Source organism: Dyella sp., from assembly GCF_051954575.1.
Lineage (GTDB): Bacteria > Pseudomonadota > Gammaproteobacteria > Xanthomonadales > Rhodanobacteraceae > Dyella_B.
Genome location: NZ_JBQCHP010000062.1, coordinates 1 through 22,461, shown reverse-complemented (window position 1 = coordinate 22,461; position 22,461 = coordinate 1). Strand labels below are relative to the sequence as shown.

13 protein-coding genes are annotated in these 22,461 nt (G+C 63.0%); 4 read left to right on the top strand and 9 right to left on the bottom strand.

Annotated elements, in window-relative coordinates:
* Positions 1–424 precede the first annotated feature (424 nt).
* Together ACTHNE_RS08405 and ACTHNE_RS08400 are read right to left on the bottom strand one after the other, a co-directional pair.
* Positions 425–1,225, bottom strand: a complete 801-nt coding sequence (locus tag ACTHNE_RS08405) for a transporter (RefSeq protein WP_440269009.1) — start codon at positions 1,223–1,225, stop codon at positions 425–427.
* A gap of 26 nt (positions 1,226–1,251) precedes the next feature.
* Positions 1,252–2,883 carry a methyl-accepting chemotaxis protein gene (locus ACTHNE_RS08400; protein WP_440269008.1) on the bottom strand — a complete coding sequence of 544 codons (1,632 nt, stop codon included), beginning with the start codon at positions 2,881–2,883 and terminating at the stop codon, positions 1,252–1,254.
* A 294-nt stretch (positions 2,884–3,177) separates the two neighbouring features.
* On the opposite strand from ACTHNE_RS08400, the gene ACTHNE_RS08395 reads away from it, so the two are divergent.
* Entirely contained in the window at positions 3,178–3,657 is a 480-nt protein-coding gene (locus tag ACTHNE_RS08395) for a hypothetical protein (RefSeq protein WP_440269007.1), read from the top strand.
* Positions 3,658–3,860: 203 nt separating this feature from the next.
* Here the strand turns inward: ACTHNE_RS08395 and ACTHNE_RS08390 are convergent, their stop codons facing one another.
* The 5 genes from ACTHNE_RS08390 to ACTHNE_RS08370 form a co-directional block, all read right to left on the bottom strand.
* Positions 3,861–4,367 (bottom strand): hypothetical protein, encoded by a 507-nt coding sequence (locus ACTHNE_RS08390; RefSeq protein WP_324940858.1) that lies wholly within the window; start codon positions 4,365–4,367, stop codon positions 3,861–3,863.
* 129 nt (positions 4,368–4,496) lie between these two features.
* Positions 4,497–6,206, bottom strand: a complete 1,710-nt coding sequence (locus ACTHNE_RS08385) for a ShlB/FhaC/HecB family hemolysin secretion/activation protein (RefSeq protein ID WP_324940856.1) — start codon at positions 6,204–6,206, stop codon at positions 4,497–4,499.
* 98 nt (positions 6,207–6,304) lie between these two features.
* A complete protein-coding gene (locus ACTHNE_RS08380) occupies positions 6,305–16,051 on the bottom strand; it encodes a YDG domain-containing protein (RefSeq protein ID WP_440269006.1) in 9,747 nt (3,248 codons plus the stop codon).
* Positions 16,052–16,560: 509 nt separating this feature from the next.
* The gene (locus ACTHNE_RS08375; RefSeq protein WP_324940848.1) at positions 16,561–17,256 is read right to left on the bottom strand and encodes a response regulator transcription factor; all 696 of its coding nucleotides are present in this window, start codon (positions 17,254–17,256) and stop codon (positions 16,561–16,563) included.
* A gap of 192 nt (positions 17,257–17,448) precedes the next feature.
* Positions 17,449–18,045: a DNA-3-methyladenine glycosylase gene (locus ACTHNE_RS08370; protein WP_324940846.1), complete on the bottom strand. Its 597-nt coding sequence runs from the start codon at positions 18,043–18,045 to the stop codon at positions 17,449–17,451.
* A 227-nt stretch (positions 18,046–18,272) separates the two neighbouring features.
* Here ACTHNE_RS08370 and thiM point away from each other — a divergent pair, with 227 nt between their 5' ends.
* The gene (gene thiM / locus ACTHNE_RS08365; RefSeq protein WP_324940842.1) at positions 18,273–19,079 is read left to right on the top strand and encodes a hydroxyethylthiazole kinase; all 807 of its coding nucleotides are present in this window, start codon (positions 18,273–18,275) and stop codon (positions 19,077–19,079) included.
* The gene (thiE, locus tag ACTHNE_RS08360) at positions 19,076–19,717 is read left to right on the top strand and encodes a thiamine phosphate synthase (RefSeq protein WP_324940839.1); all 642 of its coding nucleotides are present in this window, start codon (positions 19,076–19,078) and stop codon (positions 19,715–19,717) included. Before thiM ends, thiE begins: the two co-directional genes overlap by 4 nt.
* 468 nt (positions 19,718–20,185) lie before the next feature.
* Here the strand turns inward: thiE and ACTHNE_RS08355 are convergent, their stop codons facing one another.
* Positions 20,186–20,836, bottom strand: coding sequence for a helix-turn-helix domain-containing protein (locus ACTHNE_RS08355; protein WP_440269005.1), 651 nt, complete (start codon positions 20,834–20,836; stop codon positions 20,186–20,188).
* 49 nt (positions 20,837–20,885) lie between these two features.
* Here ACTHNE_RS08355 and ACTHNE_RS08350 point away from each other — a divergent pair, with 49 nt between their 5' ends.
* Entirely contained in the window at positions 20,886–21,608 is a 723-nt protein-coding gene (locus ACTHNE_RS08350) for a B3/B4 domain-containing protein (RefSeq protein ID WP_324940833.1), read from the top strand.
* On the opposite strand, the gene ACTHNE_RS08345 is transcribed toward ACTHNE_RS08350, so the two are convergent.
* Positions 21,597–22,461: erythromycin esterase family protein (locus tag ACTHNE_RS08345; RefSeq protein ID WP_440269004.1), on the bottom strand; the 865-nt coding region annotated here is incomplete at its 5' end. The genes ACTHNE_RS08350 and ACTHNE_RS08345 overlap by 12 nt on opposite strands.

Here is a 22,461-nt window from a genome sequence, read left to right as displayed (position 1 = left end):
CCAATACGTGGGGCCAGCCCTGTCTGTCCGCATGCCGCAGGTACCCGTCTCGACAGACAGCCAGTCTGCCTTCGCCGACGGCCCTGTGGCCTGCGAACAGACAGGGCTGGTGACGACGGCGATACTTGATCAGTGTTGCCTTACTTATTTTTGGGCTACGGGCTTTCCGATAAGTACCACTCTGCTTTACGGGATTTGTCACTGACATCGCTCCGGACAACCGATATGGATGGACGGACTGTCATCAACGCCTTCGCTGTTGCGCGAGGGACAATGAAGTCTAGTGGGAATGCCGTTCGTTCAGAATAGTCACAAAGACTCCGAAGCGGAGTCATATCGGGACAGCCATCGCAGTTCGAATGCGCGAAGTGAGACGTACATCTCAAACCGTAGGGGAAGCGAGGTGCTTGAGCACCCATTGCGATCAGCGCCCGAAATAGAACGCCACACCGAACCCAGCCATCCACGCTGGCGCCGTTCCCACAAAGCCGCGATCAAAGGAGATGTCCCATTGCAGGCGCGCGTTGGGCAGGTAGGTGAATCCGGCGCCGACCAGTGCGCCGCTGCGACCGGACTGATGCAGCCCGACCATTTCGCCGTACACGCCCCAGGCTTTGCTGAGCGCGTAGCTGTAATTGCCGGCCAGCTGGTAGTTGCCGTGATTGCCCAGGCGTTGCCATTGTGCGAAATAGCCGAGCGTGACGCGCTCGTTGAGCTGCTGCGCAACGGTGGTGCCCAGCGTGTACGCGCGTTGCGGCAGGCGCAGGCCGTTTTCGCCATCGGGAAATTCCACCGTACCTAACACCGCCCAGCTCCACACCGGATTGCCGGATGGCGGCGCCACCTTCACGCTCAGGGTGGTATCGCCGCGACCGGTCACGCGTTGCGCTACGCCGCCCGCGCTTTGCATCAGCCAGTTGAATGGCGTGCTGCCTACCTGCAGTTCCACGCCATGTCCCGCGCCGATGCGCAGCAGACTGTCGGTGAAAAACTCGCTGCTACGCACGCCGTCCTGCTTCGCCAGGCTCCAATCGGGCAGCCCTTGCTCGATGGCGAAACCGCCGAGTGGCAAGGCGCTGGTGCCGAATCCGAAGGCCGGGCGATCGTAGGCGGGCACGGTTGCGCCGTTGTCCGTATCGTCGGCCTTCGCCGGCATCGCCAACAGCAGCAGCGCGCATGCAAGCGCCATCGCACCCGGCCCCCATCGCCAGCGCATATCGTTCATGGCGGCGGCCATCCTGCGCAGGCGCATCAAGCCGCCATGGCGCGCGCCGCGCGCCGCGCGCCACCCGCACGCTGCCCCACTACGGAAGCGGCGACCTGCTCGTCTTCCGCACCATTGATGCGGAAGAAGTTGACGTACTCCATCAGCTCGGCAGCACGTTCTTGCAAGGCGCGGCTGGCGGCCGCCGCTTCTTCGACCAGGGCGGCGTTTCGTTGCGTCATGTCGTCCAGAGCGGTCACGGTGGTGTTGACCTGTTCCACGCCGGCGGCTTGCTGATGGCTGGCCGCGGCAATTTCCGCGACCACGTCGGTGGCCTTGCGCGTGCGATCGAGAATATGGCTCAGCGCTTCGCCCGAGGCATTCACCAGCGACGTGCCAGCCTGCACCTTTTCCGACGATTCGCTGATCAGCGCCTTGATTTCACGCGCGGCACTGGCCGAACGTTGCGCCAACGCGCGCACTTCGCCTGCCACCACCGCAAAACCGCGGCCCTCTTCGCCGGCGCGCGCCGCCTCCACCGCGGCGTTCAACGCCAGCAGATTGGTCTGGAAGGCGATCTCGTCGATCAAGCCTGAAATCTCGGCGATGCGCGTACTGGTGGCATGGATGTCGGCCATCGCGCCAACCGCCTTGCCCACTACCTGCCCGCCACGCTCGGCCTGTTCCAGCGCGCCACGCACCAGGTTGGACGCCTGGCTGGCGTTCTGTGCGTTTTGCCGGACGGTTGCGTTCATCTGCTCCATGGAAGCGGCGGTTTCCTCCAGGCTCGAAGCCTGTTCCTGCGTGCGATGCGATAGATCGTCGTTCCCTTGCGCGATCTGTCCGGAGGCGCTCGCCACCGACGATGCGCTATGGCGAACTTCCTTGACGATATGCGTCAGCCGTTCGTCCATGCGGCGCAATCCTAGCAGCAGGCGCCCCACTTCGTCGCTGCGGTCGACCTTGATGTCGTGATTGAGCTGGCCCGCGGCAATCGTGTCGGCCAGTTGCACGGCGCGATCGATCGGCTTGGAGATGGCGCGGATCATCACCACCAGCAGGCTGACGATAAGCACGAAGCCGAAGGCGATCACGCCGACCATGATCAGCCGGATGCGACGAAAGGCGTGTTGCGCGTCGTCATAGGATTGCTGCGCCTGATCCTTGTTCTCCGCATAGAGCACTTCCACGTTGTTCATCGCCTGCGTGAACAGCTTCTCGTAGCTGCCCTCGTTGACCAAGAGCTCGGTGTCGAACTTGCCTTGCGCGGCGTCGTCAAGAATGGTGGCGGCCATCGCATCCAGCTGCCTGCGATAGCCGGCCACCGCATCGGCCGCCTTGCGTTCGCGATCGCTGGCGATCAGCGCATGGTAGGCGCCCCATGTCTTGTCGATCTGGGCGTTGTTCTGTGCGATGAAGGTCTTCACCGCAGCCGCCGCCTTCGCATCGTGACCAAGCACCAGCTGATCCAGCTCGGTCACATTCTGGTGCAAGCCATCGCGCACATGGCCAATGTCGAGAATGGGCTGAAGATCGCCCTGATACATGTCGGCGACGTCGCCGTCGATCTGGTTCTGGCCGTAGATGCCCATGCATCCGATCGCCACCATGATCAGCGCGCACAGCGACAGGCCGATGATCAGTTTGTTCTTGATGGTAAAGCTGAAGTGTTTTTTCATTTTAAAAAATGCCTTGATGAATACCAGCGATCGCGTTTCTTCCATTCGTTTTCGATTCGCCGCTTAGCTGGCTATCGGCCAATCGCCCGCAGTTCTTGACTGGCGACGGCGAGATGCTCATGGCTAACACAGATCACTTAGAGGCAGCTTTGCGCAACCTTCGTTCATTGCGCCCGGCCGACGAGCTTGGGCATTTCGCACGATACAAATGCATGTCGTTTTGTGACGTGCCCTACATATTGCGTCTATGGCCTGGACTACCGTCTTCACCGCAGGGGCGGTTGGAGGGATCCCATGAACGCCATCACGCGCACCATCGTCTTGTTTTTGCTTGGCACTCCCGTCTGGGCCGCGGCCCAGGCCGTACACGATGCAGCCCGTATTTCCGGTTCCATTTTCCCGACCGTGGTCCAACCCGGGCCGGTGGCGCCGTCGAAACCTACGCCAGGCTTACAACCGCTCGAAGCCACGCAAGGCGTGACGTCGGTGTGCCTTGCTTCATCGGACAACGCCGCACGCTGCGGGACCAGCGCGTTCTGCGACGTGCAAGCCGTGGGCTTGTCGCATTGCCTGGCGCGTTATGCGACTGCCCTGGTGAAGCGCCCGGATACGGCGACACGTACGTTGAGCTTTACCGTGCGCGATGCGCAAGGCACGGCGAGCAAGGTGATCGTGCTGGCGACGGCATCGCAGAACGATGCGCAGATCGCTGAGGCGGCGCTGGATGGCAAGCCGGGTGGGAATATTGTGGCGATGCGCATGCCTTCGCCGTAATGCTTTCGCTTGCCTCGCCGTCATTCCGGCGAACGCCGGAATCCAGTACAAATACGTCGTGCGAAACACTCAACACAATGAATATCGTGTGCTTCGCACGGCCTGTTTAAACTGGATTCCGGCGTTCGCCGGAATGACGGTGAGGGGTATTGAATAACCGGGGTATGCGCGGGAGATCAACCAGCACACAAAACACGCCTACCCTACGGCTCATCCACCAAATGCCCCTGCTCCACCCCAAACTTACGCACCACCTTCGCCGTCGGTGGTGACGCGAGCGGCGCACCCGGCGGGCGATCCAGATACGTCACGACGATCAGGTCCTTCTCGATCACGATGCTCTTGGGCTGCACGCGATCGCCAAGCAGCACGGCGGGATAACTGTGCCCGTCCGGCCCCACCGCCGCCATATAGATATTCGTGCCGCTTCCGCCAGGATCGTCGCTGAGCAACACCGCCACCACCGGTTTGCCATCGAACTCGCCGCAGGTTTGCGTTCCCTCGATAAGGCGGGTCTGATGAACCGTATGCGAGCCGGGGGCGGCAGGCTGCGAACGCACGCCGTTGACCAGCGTTACGCTGTCGCCTTCGATGGTGTAGGTCGCGTTGGCGGGATTGGCGATACGGGCATCGCTGCAGTCGATGTTCGCCTGCGCATGCACGGTAAACGCCGGAAGCGACAAGGCCAGGATCCACCAGCGGGTCTTCATGGGGGCGCCTCGATTGAATGCGCTATAGCTTAGCGCCCCCGCGAGTGGGTAGACCGTGAGCGAGAACCACGCATAGGTTGGGCTGAGGCGCAGCCGAAACCCAACCTATGCGTGCATGTCGCAAGCCCCTCAATAAAAGCCCTTCTGCACCTGCAACCAGAACCGCGTCGAGGTGCTCGCATGCGGGCCCAGCAAGGCCGGCTTGCTGCCTACCGGCGTCGCCACGTTGGCGCCGATCACCCAATCGTGCGGCGCCGACCAATGCAGACCCACGCCCGCACTGCTCAAGCGCGCGCTGTTCGGGCCAAGCAGGAAGGGATCCTTGTAGACGAGCACGCGCCCGCTATCGACGAAGGCCGACGCCTGCCACGGCCCGGGCAGCGCGGCGATGGTGAAGTCGTGACGAAATTCGATCGTCGCCAGGTTGCCCTGCGCGCCGGAGACCACGCCGATGTCGTAGCCGCGCACCGTGCTGGGGCCGCCGAGATAGAACTGCTCGGAAGTATCCAGGTTCTTGTTGGCATGCTGTCCGGAAAAACCGAAATACAACGCATTGGCCGGGTTCAACTGCTGCAGGCGCGATACGGAGTAATCGATCTTGACGTATTTGCCCGCGGTGCGCGCGCCGAAGTAGTCGGCGAACAAGGTCTGAAAGTTATCCAGGTACAAGCGCCCGGCGGTGCCGCTGATGTTGAAGTTGGTGATGCCGGTGCGGTCGCGCTGGTCGCCGGCCACGGTCAGCACCCAGCTGTTGGAATGCCGATGCGTCTGCAAGCCGGCAAGGTCGATGTCGTCGTACAGGCGCTTGTGATCGAACTCCAGCTGCGCGTACAGATTGCCGGCCGTATTGCGGATAAAGGGCTGCGACAGGTTCACGCTCTGCGTGGTCGCGGTGCCGTGCGCGTGCAGGTCGGCAAGGCCGTTGCCCAGCTTGTAGGTAAGGCCGGAGACGGCAACGCCCAGCGTGGTGCCCTGCCCGGTCAGCAGATAACGGTAGCCGACGTGGCCATAGCTCATGCCCGCACCTGAGCTTACGCCGCTGGCATCCAGCAGATCGCCCTGGTGGAACAGGCCGTTGACGTTGAAGGTACCCGACAGGCGTACGCGATCGGTGTATGCATTGCCGTAGTTGTCCAGGCCCAGCGTACCGGTGTAGCGCGGTGCGGAGGTGACGTTCACCAGCAGATCCGAGGTGCCGTCCTGTTCGCCGGGACGCATGGTCGAATTGACGATGGCGCCGGGAATGTCCGACAGCAACAGCAGGCTGCGTTCCAATCCGTATTCGCGTACTGGTTGTCCCGACTGCAACGGTGACAAGGTAGCGTCGAGCGGATAGTTGCCGACCGCGCTCTGGTTCTGCAGCACCACCTTGCCGTAGCGAGCTTCGACCACCGCCATGCGCACGACGCCATCGTGCAGCGTCTGCGCCGGCACATAGGCGGTGGCCAGCGGATAGCCATGATCGTGGTAGTAGTCGCTGATCTTCTGGGCCAGCTCATCGAGATCGTTCAAGCTGAGCTCGTGGCCCTCGCCCGATGCCACCAGCGCATGCAGGCGGTCGGAAGGCAGCAGGGTATTGCCGGTGATCTGGATCGCGCGCACGGGGAACTTGGTGTCGTCCGCGGCATGCGCCGGCCGCTGCTTCTGGATGTTCAGATCGAGATTGGACGACGGCGGTTGCGTCGGCTGCTGCTGGATCTGCTGCAGCAACTGGCCGCTGTTGGTTTGCGGTGGCGTGACGTGCGTCTGCGCATGCAGCTCCGGCGCGCACAGCGCTGCGGCCAGTGCAAGGCAGATCAGGGAAAGGCGCGGCGTTGCAATCGAGTGGTCAGGCTTCATGGCGGTACCAGGGCGAGTGACAGCTTGGAATGTTTGTCGGGACGAGGAGGATCGCCCTCCCCTGCATGCAGGGGAGGGATGCCGCTGGGAAAGGTCATTCATGGCGAAGCATCCGCCGGCAGACGCACGCCACCGTTCTGGAATTGCAACGACAGGCCGGGATGGAAATCCGAATGCGCGCGGTTGCGCTCGATCGGGCGATGCTTCAGCTGGTGGTTGCCGGTGTAGACGCCGACCGTATCCGAATCGCTCGATCCGTACGGCGTGGCGATCGCCGCCGGCTCCAGGCCAGCTTGCAACTGCGCGATCCAGCTACCTTGCACGCCGCTGCCATTGAAACCGGCACTGGTGATGTTGGCGGTAGTAGTGGTGACCGGATCGACGATCAGGTAGTTCGCCGCATCCGCACCGACCGCCGCAATGCCACCCACGGTAACGGTCTTGCTGTTACCCACGTACGGATCGGCGAACTGGGCCGTCGTATTGACCAGGGCCACCTGGTCGCCCGCGAGCACACCGTTGGTGCTGAGCGAAATCACGTCGTCCGTCTTGCCGTTGTACATGCGGTTGGTGCCGGTGGCGGTCACCACGATCGGCATGGGCGTGACGTTGGCGAACAGGCCGACAGGCTGCATCAGGATGTAGTTGCCCACATCGCCGCCGCTGATGGTCATGGCGGTGGCCACCGACTTGCCGTTGCCGACGTTCTTGTCGACGAACAGGCCAGTGCTGTCATTGCCGAGCACCACGTCGTCGTTGCCGAACACGCCGCTCAAGGTGGAACCGTTCAATGCATCGACACGTGTACCATCGTAGACACGGTTGGTGGTGGTCGTACCCACCACCGTCAACGTCGCCGGCGTGATGCTCACCCAATCGCTGCCACCGGCCAGCGTGTAGTTGCTGGCCAGGCCCGTGCCGTTGCCGAGCACCAGCGAGCCGAGGTTGGAGAACGCACGCTGCGAACCGACGTTCTTGCTGGTCAGCACGCCGGTACCGGCAAGATCCACCGTTTCGCCGTTGACACCGGTGAGCACGCCGTTGTTGCCGAACAGGCCCGCAGCAGCGCCGGTGGTGCCGTCATACACACGCGTGCTGGTGAGGCTCAGCACGTACGGGTTGATCGTCGCGCTGGTGGCGGCGCTGCCATTGAACGCATAGTCGCCCGCATCCGCACCCGAGGCGGTGATGCCGGTGACTGCGATCGATACATTGCTGCCCGCGTTCGGCGTACTGAAATTGGCCGCACCGTCGTGGAAGTTCACCACGTCACCCACCAGCACGCCGTTGCTGTCCAGCGTGACACTGGCGGTGGTGCTGCCGTCGTAGGTTTTGTCGTGACCCGTGGCATCCACCACGATGTTGCGCGGCGTGATCGCCACCTGATCCGTGCCACCGACCAGCGTGTAGTTGCTGGCCAAACCGGTGCCGTCGCTCAGCACGAGCGTTCCCCGGTTGGCGAAGCCACGCGTGCCGACATGCTTGCTGGTGAGCACGCCCGAGCCGCTGAGGTTCACGGTTTCGGTGCCGATGCCGGTGGAAAGCACGCCATTGTTGCCGAACAGGTTGGCGTTGGCATCCGTCAGGCCGTCGTAGACGCGCGTACCGATCAGGTCCAATACGTGCGGGACGATGGTGCCGGTGAGATTGCCTGGCTGCGTCAGCACATAGTTGCCCACGTCGCCGCCGCCCACTGTCATGCCGGTGCTGACGGCAATGTTGCTGGCCGCATTCGGCGAAGCGAAGGTGCCGGTGGTGTCGTTGCCCAACGTGACGTTGTCGCCACCGAACACGCCCTGCAATTGCGAACCGCTCAACTGGGCCGTGGTGGTCCCATCGTATTGACGGGTCTGCACGGTGGTACCGATGACGGTGAGCGTGGCCGGGGTGATCCCAAGCGTATCGGTCCCGCCTACCAGCGTGTAATTGGCCGCCAGCCCCGTGCCGTTGCTCAGCGTCAAGGTGTTGACGTTGAAATTGGCGCCGGTGTAGCTACCGACGTTCTTGCTCGACACGATGCCGGAACCGCCCAGGTTCACGGTTTGGCCATTTACGCCGGTAAGCACGCCGTTGCTGCCGAACAGATTGGCGTTGGCATCGGTGTTCGCGTCATACACGCGCGTGCCATTGAGATTGAGCAGGAACGGGTTGATCGTGGCAGCGATACCCGAGGGTTGCTGGACAACGTAGTTGCCGGCATCCGTGCCGCTGACAGTCATGCCGGTGCTGACGGCGATATGGCTGCCGGCATTGGGCGTGGCGAACGTGCCGGTGGTGTCATTGCCCAGCGTGACGTTGTCGCTGCCCAGCACGCCCTGCAGCTGTGAACCGCTAAGCTGCGCCACGGTGTTGCCGTCGTAGGTCTTGTCCGCAGCCACGGTACCGGAAACGGTAAGCGTCGCCGGCGTGATGACCACCGAATCGACACCGCCCACCAGCGTGTAGTTGCCGGCAAGCCCGGTACCGTTGCTCAAAGCCAGCGTGCCAAGGCTCGCGAACGATTGCGTACCGACGTTCTTGCTGTTGAGCACACCCGAGCCGCTGAGGTTCACGGTTTCACCGTTCACGCCGGCGAGCACGCCGTTGCCGAACAAGCTGGCATTGGCATCGGTGAGGGCGTCATAGACGCGCGTACCGCTGAGGTTGAGCACCACCGGTGTGATGTTGGCGACGATGCCGGTCGGCTGGCTGAAGCTGTAGTTGCCGATATCCGCACCGCTGAGGCTCATCGCGGTGCTGACAGCAATGCTGGTTCCTGCATTCTTGCTGGCAAAGCTGCCGACGCTGTCGTTGCCCAGGGTGACGTCGTCGCCGGCGAACAGACCGCTCAACGAAGAACCGCTCAGTTGTGCGGTGGTATTGCCGTCATAGATCTTGTTGGCGGCAACGGTGCCGATCACGGTCAACGGGGCTTTGGTGATGGTCAAGGTATCGGTGCCGCCGACCAGCGTGTAGTTGCCGGCCAGGCCGGTGCCGTTACTGAGCGTCAGCGTATTGAGGCCAAAACCGATGCCGGCGTAGCTACCCACGTTCTTGCTCGACACGGTGCCGGAACCGCCCAGGTTCACGGTTTCGCCGTTCACGCCGGTAAGTACGCCGTTGCTGCCGAACAGATTGGCGTTGGCATCGGTGTTCGCGTCATAGACGCGCGTGCCGGTGAGGTTGAGCACCACCGGCGTAATGTTCGCAGTGACGCCGGTCGGTTGCTGCAGGATGTAGTTTCCGACATCCGTACCGCCGATGGTCATATTGGTGCCGACGGCAATGTTGGTGCCCGCGTCCTTGTTGGCAAAGGTGCCGGTGCTGGCGTTGCCCAGCGTGACGTTGTCGCTGCCCAGCACGCCGTTGAGCACCGAGCCGCTCAGCGACGCCACGGTATTGCCGTCATACACCTTGTTGGCGGCAACCGTGCCACCCACCGTAAGCGTGGCCTTGGTGATCGTCAGCGTATCGCTACCGCCGACCAGCGTGTAGTTGCCGGCCAGGCCGGTGCCATCGCTCAGCGTCAGCGTGTTGAGATTGAAATTGGCGCCGGTGTAGCTGCCCACGTTCTTGCTCGACACGATGCCCGAACCGCCAACGTTCACGGTTTCCGTGCCGACACCGGTGGAAATCACGCCGCCTGTGCCAAACAGATTTGCGTTGGCGTCGGTGCCGGCGTCGTACACGCGCGTACCGCTGAGATTGAGGACCAGCGGCGTGATGTTCGCCGTGGTGGTCGTGCTGGTGTTGTCCAGCACGTAGTTGCCCGCGCTGGCGCCACCCAGGCTGATGCCGCTTACCGTCACCGTCTTGTTGTTGCCCACGTTTGCGTCGGCAAACGTGGAGGACGTGTCGCTGATGGTGACCTGGTCACCCGACAAGGTACCGGCCAGCGTCACCGCATCGTTCACGCCGCCGTTATAGACACGGTTGCTGCCGGTGGCAGTCACGGTGATGTGCAGCGGCGTGATATCGGCGGTGATGCCGGTCGGCTGCGTCAGCGTGTAGTTGCCGATATCGCTGCCGCTGACGGTCATGCTGGTGCTCACCGCGATACCGGTGCCCACGTTCTTGGTCGCGAAGGTGCCGGCGGTGTCGTTGCCCAACACCACGTTGTCGCTGCCCAGCACCCCATTCAACACCGAACCGCTCAGCGATGCCGCGGTGGTGCCATCGTAGGTCTTGTTCGCGGCGACGGTGCCGGTCACGTTCAACGCGGCCTTGGTGATCGTCAGCTTGTCGGTACCGCCAACCAGGGTGTAATTGCTGGCCAGGCCCGTGCCATCGCTCAGTGCAAGCGTGCCAAGACCGAAGCCGGCGCCGGTATAGACGCCCACGTTCTTGCTCGACACCGTGCCGGATCCGCCGATGTTCACCGTCTCGGTGCCGATACCGGTGGAGATCACGCCGCTGCTGCCGAACAGGTTGGCGTTGGCATCGGTATTGGCGTCGTACACGCGGGTGCCGGTGAGATTGAGCACCTTCGGCGTGATGTCGGCGGTCGTCGTGGTCGAGGTGTTGTTGAGCGTGTAGTTGCCGGCACTGGCGCCGCTCAGGCTGATGCCGCTGACCGTCACCGTTTTGCCGTTGCCCACGTTCGCATCGGCGAAGGTGGACGACGTATCGCTGATGGTGACCTGGTCGCCGGAAAGCGTACCTGCCAGCGTCACCGTATCGTTCACCGACCCGTTGTATTGGCGGTTCGTACCGGTCGCCGTCACCGTGATCGCCAGCGGCGTGATGTTGGCGACGACGCCGGTCGGCTGCTGGATGATGTAGTTGCCGGCATCGGTGCCGCTGATGCTCATGTTGGTGCTGACGGCAATCCCGTTGCCGACGTTCTTGGTGGCGAAGGTGCCGGCGGTGTCGTTCCCGAGCGTCACCGCATCGCTACCTAGCACACCGTTCAACACCGAGCCGCTCAAGCTCGCGTTGGTGTTGTTGTCGTACACCTTGCTGGCAGCGACCGTGCCGCTCACCGTAAGCAGGGCCGGCGTGATCGTCACCCAGTCGGTGCCGCCAACCAGCGTGTAGTTGCTGGCCAGGCCGCCGTTGGTGCCATCGCCCAGGGTGAGCGAGCCCAGGTTGGAGAAAGCACGTTGCGAACCGACGTTCTTGGTGACCAGCACGCCGCTGCCGCTGACGTTCACGGTCTCGCTGTGGATACCGGTACTGATCACGCCGTTGCTGCCGAACAGGCTGGCGTTGGCGCCGGTGGTGGCGTCGTACACGCGCGTGCCGGTGAGGTTCAGCACGTACGGATTGATCACGCCGTTGTTGCCGGACGCGTTGGTGGGCAGGATGTAGTTGGCGAGATTGGTGCCGGCATTGGCGACGAAGTCGGACACCACCAGCGTCGAATACACGCTCAAGCCGGTGCCGGCATTGGCGATGCTCGTGCTGGATGTGCCGTAATGCGCCGTGGCCGATTGCGGAATCGATGCACCCTGCCCGCTCACGAAACCGGTCAGCGTGTAGTCGCCAGCGGTGAGCGTGGCCGAGTCGCTGCCGTCGTACACCTTGGTGGGGCTGCCGGTGATGGCGGCGGTGAGCTGGCGCGGCGTGATGCTGGCGGTCAGGCCGCCGGGCTGCGCCACGGTGTAGTTACCGGCCTGCGCGCCGCCCAGCGTGAAACCGCTGATGCTCACGCTCAGGTTGTTGCCGACGTTGGCCGTGCTGAAGGTGCCGCCCGCGCCGGAGGAGACCAGCGTTACGTTGTCGCTACCCAAAACGCCGTTGAGCGTGGCGGTACCGGAAAGCGTATCGGCCGTGGTGCCGTCGTAGACCTTGTCGACCGCGCTGACACCGCTGATGGTCAGTCCCTTGGGCGTGATGTTCGCGGCCAGGCCGCTGATCGGCTGCAGGATGTAGTTGGCCGCTTCGGTGCCGGAAATGGAAAAACCATTGGCCGTGACCGCGATGCCGTTGCCGACGTTCGATTGCGCGAACGTGCCGGAGGTGGAAGTGTTCAGCGTGACGTTGCCCACGTCCCCGGCCACCAGGCCGGACAGGCCCGCTGCCGATACATTGAGCGTGTCGCTGGCCGTGGTGTCGTACACCTTGTTGGTGGCGTACACGCCCGTGACGAACAGCGGCGCCTGCGTGATGTTGCCGGTGCCGGTGGCGCTGGTGGCCAGCGTGTAGTTGGAAAGCAGCGTGCTGCCGCTGGGGGTGTAATTGTTGGCGGTCAGGTTACCGCTGATGCCGATGCCGCTGCCGGCGTTCTTGTTGGCGTAACTGAATGTCGCGGTCGGCGTGATGGTGGCGCCTTCGCCGGCGACGAAACCGCTGGCCTGGAAATTGGCCGAGGTGAGCTGCGCGACGGTGCTGCCGTCGTACACCTTGTTGAGGTTGCCGATCAGGCTCACCGTCAATGGCGCAGGCGTAATGCTGCCCGTGGTGTAGACGAATGTCGGGAAAGTGTAATTGCTGGCACTGCCGCTGGTGAAGGTGAAGTCAGAGCTGTTCAGCGTGACCGAGAACGGTTGGTTGCCGACGTTCTTACTGGCAAAGTGGCCGGTGATGTTGGCGTTGACAAAGGCGCTGTCGCTGCCCTGGAAACCGGTAAGGTTGAAGTCCTGTGTATAGGTGCCGCCGCTCAACACATTGAGCAGATACACGTCCGTGCCGTCGTAGACCTTGGTGATCGGCTTGTTGATGCTCGCCGCGATCTGCACGCCCACCGCCGCCGGCGTGATGGTGCCGAAACCGTTGGCGGACGTCGGCAGCGCATAGTTGGACAGCAGCGTGCCCGAGCCGGCGGTGAAATTGCCGCTGCTGAGCGTGGTGCTGACCGCTTCTACACCCGCGTTGGCTGAGGCGTACGTACCCGTCGTCGGGCCGTTGAAGGTGATGCTTTCGCCATTGACCAGGCCCGACAGCACGTAATTGCCGGCCGCGAGCGTCGCGGCGGTGGTGCTGTCGTACACCTTGGTGGGATTGTTGGCGATCGACACGACCAGCGGCGCTGGATTGATCGTACCCGTGCCGGTTATCTGGTTGTCGAAACTATAGTTGGACAGCTTGGTGCCCGAGCCCACGGTGAAATCCGAGGGTTGCAGCGTGGCGGTCACGCCAATGCCGACGCCGGCGTTCGGCGAGGCATACACTGCCGGACTCTGCGACACCACCGCGCTTTCGCTGCCAACGAAACCGCTGACGATGAAGTCGCTGCTGCCCAGCACCGCGTTGTCGGTGCCGTCATAGATCTTGGCGGGACTGCCGTTGAAGGCGATCGCCAGATGCCGCGGCGTGATACTGGCGATCAGTCCGCTCGGCTGCGTCACCGTATAGTTGCCGGCAGCCGTACCCGTAAGCCCGAAACCGCTCACGCTCACGGCAAGATTGTTGCCCACGTCCGACTGGCTGAAGGTGCCGCTGGCCGAACCGGACAGTGCAACGTTATCGCTGCCCACGATGCCGTTGAGCGTGGCGCTGCCGAAATTCAGCGTGTCGGCGGTCGTGCCGTCGTACACCTTGTTGTTTGCCGTCACACCGCTGACCGTCAACACCTTGGGTGTGATGTTGGCGGTGAGATCAGTCGGCGCGATCAGCTGGTAATCGTTGGCCTTGGTGCCGGTCAACGTGAAGCCGCTGACGTTCACCGCAATACCGTTGCCGGCGTTGGCGCTGGCGAAGTTGCCGGTGCCGCCGGTGCTGTTCAACGTGACGTTGCCGGCATCCTGCGAGATCACGCCGAAGATGCTTGCGTTGCTGAGGTTCAAGCTCGCGGTGGTGGTGCCGTCGTACACCTTGCCGTTGGCCAGCAGGCCGCTGAGCAACACCGGCGCCTGCGTGATCGTGCCCATGCCGGTGGCGTTGGGGGGCAAGATGTAGTTGGAAAGCTTGGTGCCTGAACCGGCAACGAAATTGGTCAGGGTGAAGGTGGCATTCAACGCCACGCTACCGGCATCCGCGTTCGCGTAGGCGATCGAGCTGGGCTGGTTGACGGTGGCGCTTTGACCCACTGCAAAACCGCTGATCAGATAGTTCGACGAATTGAGCGTGGCGGTCGTCGTGCCGTCGTACACCTTGGTCGGATTGCCGATGATGCTTGCCGTCAGCTGCGCCGGATTGATCTGGCCGATGCTCGCCGTCCTGGAACCGCCAGACAGGGCGTAGCCGTAAACCGGCGTGCTGCCGTTGACGATGTTGAAGCCGGCGATGGACGACGGCGAAGTCACCGTGAGGCTGCTGCCCACGTCGGACTGGCTGTACGTGCCGGCGGCGGAACCGATCTTGTCACCGTTGATCAGGCCGGTGTCGATGAAGTTGCCGTTTGCGAGCGTGGCGCTGGTGGTGCCGTCATACGTTTTGGACACCGCGCCAGTGAGGCCTGAGACCGACAGCGTCGGCGCCACGCTGTAGAACACGCCGTTGCCCGTGGCACCCGCTACCGCTGCCGTGCCGATCGGCGCGTTGTACTGGATAAAGCCGGGCGTAAGGCCGCCCAGGTTCTCGCCGGTGGCCGTGGGGCTGGCGCTGTAGATCGCCCAGTTTCCGACCAGGCCTGAAGCGCCGACGTTGTTGACGAAGGCGTTGCCCGCGTTCAGCACCGTCTTGCCGCTCGCGCCGGTGTTGGTGATGGCGGCGTTGAGGTTGACGTTGTTGCTCGCGGTCAGCGTGAGCGTGGTGTTGGCGCTCCAAGTCACCGCTTGATTGACGTTGACATTGCCGGAGGTACCGCCGGCACCGTTGGCGCTGGTGAACGTAACGTTGCCGTTAGCGAGCTGGCTTTGAAGATTGGTGGCGGTGATATCGCCACCGCTGGCGGCGATGGTGAAATCAGTGGGATCGACCAGCCACGTGCCATCCTTGCCGCCGACCGCCTTGGTGGTGATGACGCTGCCATCGGCGATGTGCGCCTGCGCCGCGGAGGTTTCGATGAAACCACCCTTGCCCCCATTCGGCGCGCTCGCATCCAGCGTGCCGCCGACGTTCACCGTGCCCGCTTCCATGCCGCCCAGCAAGGTGATGGTGCCATCGTGGTTCTGCACCGTCTGCGCCTGCACGCGCCCGCTGTTGTTGACCACGCTGGCGAGCAAGGTGTCTTTTGCGCCGGCCGTCATGATCACGCGGCCGCCATCGGCGACGATCAGCTGGCGGTTTTCCGCCAGGTTGTTCAAGGTGCTCTGGTCCACCTGCAAATGCAGCAGCTGGTTGCCGTTGAAGGTGAGCGTGACGGCACTGCCGCCGCCGAGCGCCACCGTGCCGAGCTGCGCGGTGATCACGCCCTGGTTGGAAACCTGGTTGCCGATCAGCGCAACGTAGCCGCCGTTGGCTGCGTTGATGCTGCCGCGGTTGACAATGCTGCCCTTGCCCGAGCCGCTGAAACGCCGATTGCTCGAATCGAGGGTGCTGTCGTCGACGTCGAGCGTGGAGGCGACCAGGCCGCCGACGTTCACCTGTGCGCTCTGCCCGAACAGCACGCCGTTCGGGTTGATCAGCCACACTTGGCCGTTGGCGTTGAGGTGGCCGTAGATCTCGCTGGGCGTACTGGCGAAGATGCGATTGATCGCGATCGCATTGCTGCCCGGCTGCACGAAATTGACCGTTTGATCCGGCCCGATGTTGAAGCTCTGCCAGTTCAGCGACAAGGTCGAGCTGTTCTGGTGGATGGTGGTGGTGTTGCCGATCTGCTGGATCTGGCCGGAACCACCGACGATCTGCCCGCCGGTAGGACCTCCGCTGGCATAGGCCAACCCGGTCATACCCAGCGCCGTCGCCAGCAGCGAAAGCATCGCAACGCGACGGCCCAGCGTGTGTCTGCGCGCCGCGTCGGGCGTGATGGTGAAGTTGCTTTCGGACAGCGCGATATCTCGCCGGGCAAGGCGATTCCAACTCGGGCGGCTCTTCAAATTCATGGCACTGCACCTTCCAATGTGGGATTGACGGCCTGTTTTTTGCGCGCGTGGGGCATTTGTCCGCGCGCTCTTCGAATCACGCACACAGCACGGCTTTCCGGCCCGAATTCCCGCGCTCGCATGGCGGCCGGAAAAACGGCCGCGCACAAGCGCTGGACTCAAGCCAGTTGAATGACGCGTGGTTTACGAAGGACGACCCCTGTTTGGCTCGTCCGGATTTCACCCGGCATGCTCGATTCATCCGCGAATCGCGCCCTGCGCGTGAAATCCCCCCCTGCTCCTTAGTGCTTTCAGTGAATGTTTGCTGCTGGAACGAGACGGCGTGCCCAGTTTTCCTGGAGGAATGTTGCGATCATCGCTGCCCGCAACTTCCTTGACGTGTCCGCTATCTCGCAGCGACGCGAACTTTAAGTATTCGCCTGGCGCCGCACAATCTCAAAGAATAACGCATTCTTGCGCTTTCTTGCAGATGTCTTGCAAGGGTGAAGACGTTTTCATCGTTGACCCGCTCAATTCAGGGCCAACGTGTAACCCACCCCTCGCACGGAAATCAGCGGCAATATTTCACCCGATTTTTTTGTGACCTTTTGCCGCAAGCGATGGATCAACATTTCCAGCCGCGCGGGGTCGAAACCGGGAATGACGGCGGCCATTTCGTCGATCAGCGCCGTCCGTGGCGTGGGCTCCGGCGTGGATGCGGCCAGCCGGTTGAGCAGCAGGCGCTCGGGCATCGATAGCGCGATGATCACGCCGCCCGGGGTAATCAACCGCCAGCCGCCGGCTTCCAGGTGCCAGCCGGTGTACGCCAGCTCGTAAGAAGCTGCATTGGCGACGCGTCGGCTCAGGCTGTGCAGCGAAGCCGCCAACACCTCCACGTCGACCGGCTTGGTGAGATAGACGTCGGCCCCTTCGGTAAGCCCGCGCACGCGATGCGCGGTGGAATCGATATCGGACAGCACCACGATACCCATGTCCGACAGCGCACGCAGTTGCCCCACGATTTTGAAACCGTCTTCGTCAGGCAGGGTGATATCCAGGACGATCAGGCGGAAACGCTCCACCACGATGGCGCGGTAAAGCTCCGCTGCGCTACCCACGCCAGTCGCGTGGAAACCGAATGCCTTGAGCCCCGGTATCAGAACATCGTTTCGCAACTGCACGTCATCTTCCACGACGAGCACGTTGCCTTTCACACCTTCAGCCATGCATCTCCCCTGCTCCCGGCGCAGTGGGGGCGGCGCCGGCTTCCTCAGCAGCAGCTCTGGCGCGCGCTGCTTTCCCGGGTTTGAAACTCATGTGCACGAGGTTACGTCGGACGCCTCCGCAAAGTCCATGTGTACGTTTACATAGGGACCGCCCAGCGCCAAACCAGCAACGTGAGCGCGTGTATGGATGAGCTACTTCTTCGACACGTATGCGCTATCGGGCACATACCAGCGCCACGGATAGTCGACCGCCTTGGTGAGGCCGATGCGCGTGGCCTGCACCGGCCGCGCCGGTGGCGGCGTGCCGTCGTCGACGATGGCGCAGGTATCCCCCGCCACCAGGTCGATGCCGTTCTGCAGCTTGGTGATGCTCATCGCCTGCGTAAGGCAGGCCGGCCCGTTGCACAATTGCCGATCGTTCTTCGCCAGCGGCCGCGCCGCATACATCAGTTCGAGGCCGCCAATCGGCTGCAAGGCGCGAATCAACACCGCGTTGCCTTCACCCTTCGGTCCGCACACCGCGTTCGCGCACCAGTGCATGCCGTAGGTAAAATACACATACATGTGCCCCGGCACGCCGAACATCACTTCCGTGCGCGGCGTCTTGCCGCGAAACGAATGCGCGGCCGGATCATCCGCACCCCGATAGGCCTCCACTTCCACGATGCGGCCGGCGCGGCCGTCGTGGCCAAGCAATATCTTGTTCAACAGCTCGGGCGCGACGATAAGTGGATCGCGGTTGTAGAAGCGGCGTGGCAGCGGGCGGGGCTTGGGCTGTTTCTTCGTCATGGGCATACCACGAGCTTGCCTATTCGTAGGTTGGGGTGCAAACCCCAACGTCGCCATGTCCATGCACCCGAGTGTTGGGGTTTGCACCCCAACCTACGCATGCGTTCTATGCAACATGCAGCTCCCTCCCCTACTACACGTAGGGGAGGGAGCGAATATCCGCGGACTGAGATTGGACGCCATTCAGACCATAAGAAAAGCGACTCGCAAGTATAAAATGCGTCGCCATGACCACCTCCTCGACTCCCTACGCCGCGCTTCTCAACCAGCTGCGCCGCGAATCCCCGCTCATCCATTGCATCACCAACTACGTGGCCATGAACTTCGCCGCCAACACGCTGCTCGCCGCCGGCGCATCGCCCGCGATGGTGCATGCACCCGAGGAAGCCGGTGAATTCGCCCGGCTGGCCGGTGCAGTCACGATCAATATCGGCACGCTTTCCTCGCATTGGCTGGAAGGCATGCATGCCGCGGCGCAGGCGGCCAATGAAAGCGGCAAGCCATGGGTACTCGATCCGGTGGCGCATTTCGCCACCGCGTTTCGGCGCAAGGCCGTGCAAGCCTTGCTCGCGCAGCAGCCAACGGTGATCCGCGGCAATGCGTCGGAAATCATGGCGCTGGCCGGCGATGCCAGTTCCGGGCGCGGCGTGGATAGTGGAGACAGCGTCGAGCGTGCGGAAACCTCGGCCATGGTCCTGGCGCAACGCACGCGCGCCGTGGTGGCCGTAACCGGTAAAGTCGATTTCGTGACCGATGGAAAACACAGTCTGCGCGTTGCCGGCGGATCGGCCTGGATGCCCAAGGTCACCGCAATGGGTTGCTCGCTCACCTGCCTGATCGGCGGATTCGTGGCTGTGGCGCCCACGGCGCCTTTGATTGCCACCGCAAGCGCGCTCGCCTGTTTCGGCGTCGCCGGATCGTACGCCGCACAGCAAGCATGCGGCCCCGGTTCGTTCGCCTGGCGTTTCATCGATGCGCTAGCCGCGCTGGATGGAAACACGCTGCAAGCGCAGGCGCAGGTAGCCGCCGCATGAAAAAACCCTTCGACCTTTCGCTTTACCTCGTGCTGGATCCCGATCTTTGCCAACGACATTCGATGGTGGATACCGCTCGCGAAGCGGTGGCAGGTGGCGCCAGCATGGTGCAGGTGCGGCACAAGCGTGCGTCGACGGCCGAACGCGTCGCGCTGGCGCGCAGCGTGAAAGAAGCGCTGCGCGATACGCCTGCGCTGGTGGTGATGAACGACGATATCGACGCCGCGATCGAAGCAGGCGTGGATGCATTGCACATCGGCCAGCGCGACATGCCTGCCGCCGCAGCGCGTGCGCGCATCGGCGAGAGCATGCTGCTGGGCGTGTCGGTGAATTCACAAAGCGCGGCGCACGCGCTTGATCCGGCGTTGGTCGATTACGTGGGCGTGGGCCCGGTATTCGCCACACCCACCAAGCCCGATCACGAACAACCGCTGGGCTTCGCTGGGCTGGCGCGCATCATCGCCAACTGTCCGGTTCCCGCCGTCGCCATCGGCGGCCTGAAAGCGCAGCACGTCAACGACGTATGGGCAAGCGGCGCAAGCGGCATCGCGGTGGTGTCGGCCATTTGCGGCACGCCCGATCCCAGGCAGGCAGCGAAAGAACTGTGGGAACTCATTCTGGCCGCCAGGCCGGGCTGAGCAAAACGGCACAGGATGGCGGGATATTGGCCTCTACGGACAAACCCGACCAGCGGAAATGTGCATTTTCAAGTGAATAATGCGTGAAAACGCCTGACAACCGCCGGCCAATATGCGATAAATGGCGCGCCGGGAAGTCAGGCGCCGAGGAGGGGCCCCTCCTCAACATGGATGACCGATGCCCGACCGAGCCGCCGTCACTGGCGGCTCGTTTTATTTGGGGGCGTGGATTTTTTTATCGCGGTAAGTGATTGATGTTTTTTTGCGCTACTGAGACGCGCAAAAATCCGCCTTCTCTCGAATCCCAACTGCACGAATGATGACTCCCTCCCCTGCGAAGTAGGGGAGGGTTGGGGTGGGGTTGTCCGAGCTTGCGTCACCCCACCCCGGCCCTCCCCTACTACACGTAGGGGAGGGAGATATTTCGGTACGCTGAAATTCAACGGCAAAGACGATTGCGCGAACAATTCACTTGCGAGTTTTCTTCGCCACGAAACGACGATCACGCCCAGGCTCCAGCACAACCATCGTAAAACGCAGCTTCTTCTTTCCGCCGCATACATATGCATGCTCGCAATCGGTACGCGCATGCGCGGAGTTCCCCGCGCCGATCTTGTAACCGGTGCCGTTCAACTCCAGCACCAGCTCCCCTTCCAATACGTGGAACAGTTCCTGCGTGCCGGGCGGATGCGCCTGCGCGTCGAAGCGCTCGCCAGGGCGCAATTCCCACATCCAGTGTTCCAGCATATCCGGGCCTTCCGAGCCGATCAGCAAGCGTGCGGTGCCGCCGTGCGGGCCGGTCCACAAGCTCGTCACTTCATCAGCGCAAACAACGCGTACCGGACGGTTCCCGGATTCGGCCACCTCGAGCAGTTCGGCCACGGATACGCCAAGCCCGGAAGCAATGCGGCACAGCGTGCCGATGCTCGGATTGGCCTTGGCTTGTTCGATCTGCACCAGCATGCCCTTGCTCACGCCGCAGCGCACGGCGAACTGATCGAAGGACAGCCCGCGTGCCTTGCGCAGCGATGCGATGCGCGCCGCCATCGCCGCGTGGACGGCTTGTGCGGGATCGTTCGGCGGCGTATCGTCGGTCAATATATTGACTTTATTGGTCACTGTCGCATTCTGAGCGCGCCCTCCCTTTCCGTCAACCGCCATCCACGCCATGCCTGTCGAACCCACGATCGCCCCTGAAATCTTCGCGCTGCGGCCCGACTTCGCCGCACTCAGCATCTACGCCGAAGACGCCCGCAACAGCCCCAGCGATGCGCACAGTGAAACGCTGCTGCGCGACGCCTGCCTCGCGCTCGATTCGGCGCCGTGGGCACAAGCGCATCTGGCAGCATGGCGCGAAACATACCGCGCCTTCGGCGCCAAGCCGCAGCGGACACCATGCTCGGTCGAAGCCCTGCGCAAGCGCGCCCAGCGCGACGGTATGCTGCCCGCCATCAACGCCGTCGTCGATCTCTACAACGCATTGAGCGTGCGCTACGCGCTGCCGGTCGGCGGCGAGGATGCCGCCTTGTATGAAGGTTCGCCGCGCCTGATCCGCGCCACCGGGGACGAACCGTTCGATACCGTGTCAGAAGGTGTGCCGAAGATCGAGACCGCAGAACCGGGCGAAGTGGTGTGGCGCGATGACCATGGCATCACTTGCCGGCGCTGGAACTGGCGACAAGGCATACGCACGCGCATCACCGAGCACAGCACGCAGATGTGGTTTGTGCTGGAACGGCTGGAACCCATGCCGATCGATGCGCTATTGGAAGCCGGGGAAAAACTGGTGGAAGGCTTGCACCGTTTGAGCCGGAGCGTTCGCACCAGCTTGCTGTATCTGAATGCGTCAGGACGCAGCAATCGGGTCCCTGAAACGGCCTCAGAGCCCTGACGGAAACGTATCGGCCGAACCACTGCCCTGCTCGCTCTGCAGCGGCGTCACCGGCAATGTTTCGTCGAACCACAGGAACGCGTCGTACTGCTGCGGCAGCGACGCTTCCAGGTAATGGCTGTGCAGTTCCGATTCGGGCCGGTAGATCACACCGATATAGCGCTCCAGGCGGTGCTTGAGCAATTGCTTGTGCAGAAGCGGATGCGCCTTGGCGCGCAGATCCAGCAGGAAACGCGGTTTGCCGCTGGCGTGCATCCAGGCTTCGTAGCTGTCTTCGTGCGAGGGGCGAATGCGCTTGATCTCCATCTCCGCGCCCCAGTGCGATGCACACGCGACGGTGCCGCCGTGCGTGCCCATGCCGATCGCCGCCACCTCCTCGCCCCAGCGCTCGCGGCATAGCTGGCCGAGGTTGAGCCGATGGCGTTCGCTGCCCGATTCGGTGGCGCGCGCATCGCCGATATGCGAGTTGTGCGCCCACACGACCACCTTGGTCAGCCGTCCGCGCGCCTCCAGCACGTATTGCAAGGTGTCGGCCATGTGCGTGTCGCGCAGGTTCCAGCTTTCGGTGGCGCCGTAGTACATCGCGCGGTAATAGCGTTCGGCGTCGGCAACCAGGCGCGCGTTCTGCGCCGCGTCGAAATACGGATCGTCGTCGCCCTGCTGCGTATAGGCGGTGCGCTTGGCCAAGAGTTCCTTCAACTGCGCCAGCACTGCGCCTTCGCAGCGCTTGAAATCATCGTCCAATGCCCAGCGCCCATACACTTCCGGCTCCTGCCGCCAGGGTTCCAGGCATCCGTAGCGTTCGCGCGCGACCAGCGCCGCTTCCGGGTCGACCTCGTCCAGATACTTCAGC

What these genes read in the sequence shown, in the direction of transcription:
- ACTHNE_RS08385 (WP_324940856.1), bottom strand. Translation starts at nt 6,206, where the DNA reads ATGAAGCCTGACCACTCGATTGCAACGCCGCGCCTTTCCCTGATCTGC.
- thiE (WP_324940839.1), top strand. Translation starts at nt 19,076, where the DNA reads ATGAAAAAACCCTTCGACCTTTCGCTTTACCTCGTGCTGGATCCCGAT.
- ACTHNE_RS08400 (WP_440269008.1), bottom strand. Translation starts at nt 2,883, where the DNA reads ATGAAAAAACACTTCAGCTTTACCATCAAGAACAAACTGATCATCGGC.
- ACTHNE_RS08380 (WP_440269006.1), bottom strand. Translation starts at nt 16,051, where the DNA reads ATGAATTTGAAGAGCCGCCCGAGTTGGAATCGCCTTGCCCGGCGAGAT.
- ACTHNE_RS08405 (WP_440269009.1), bottom strand. Translation starts at nt 1,225, where the DNA reads ATGAACGATATGCGCTGGCGATGGGGGCCGGGTGCGATGGCGCTTGCA.
- ACTHNE_RS08395 (WP_440269007.1), top strand. Translation starts at nt 3,178, where the DNA reads ATGAACGCCATCACGCGCACCATCGTCTTGTTTTTGCTTGGCACTCCC.
- ACTHNE_RS08350 (WP_324940833.1), top strand. Translation starts at nt 20,886, where the DNA reads ATGCCTGTCGAACCCACGATCGCCCCTGAAATCTTCGCGCTGCGGCCC.
- ACTHNE_RS08375 (WP_324940848.1), bottom strand. Translation starts at nt 17,256, where the DNA reads ATGGCTGAAGGTGTGAAAGGCAACGTGCTCGTCGTGGAAGATGACGTG.
- ACTHNE_RS08390 (WP_324940858.1), bottom strand. Translation starts at nt 4,367, where the DNA reads ATGAAGACCCGCTGGTGGATCCTGGCCTTGTCGCTTCCGGCGTTTACC.
- ACTHNE_RS08370 (WP_324940846.1), bottom strand. Translation starts at nt 18,045, where the DNA reads ATGACGAAGAAACAGCCCAAGCCCCGCCCGCTGCCACGCCGCTTCTAC.
- thiM (WP_324940842.1), top strand. Translation starts at nt 18,273, where the DNA reads ATGACCACCTCCTCGACTCCCTACGCCGCGCTTCTCAACCAGCTGCGC.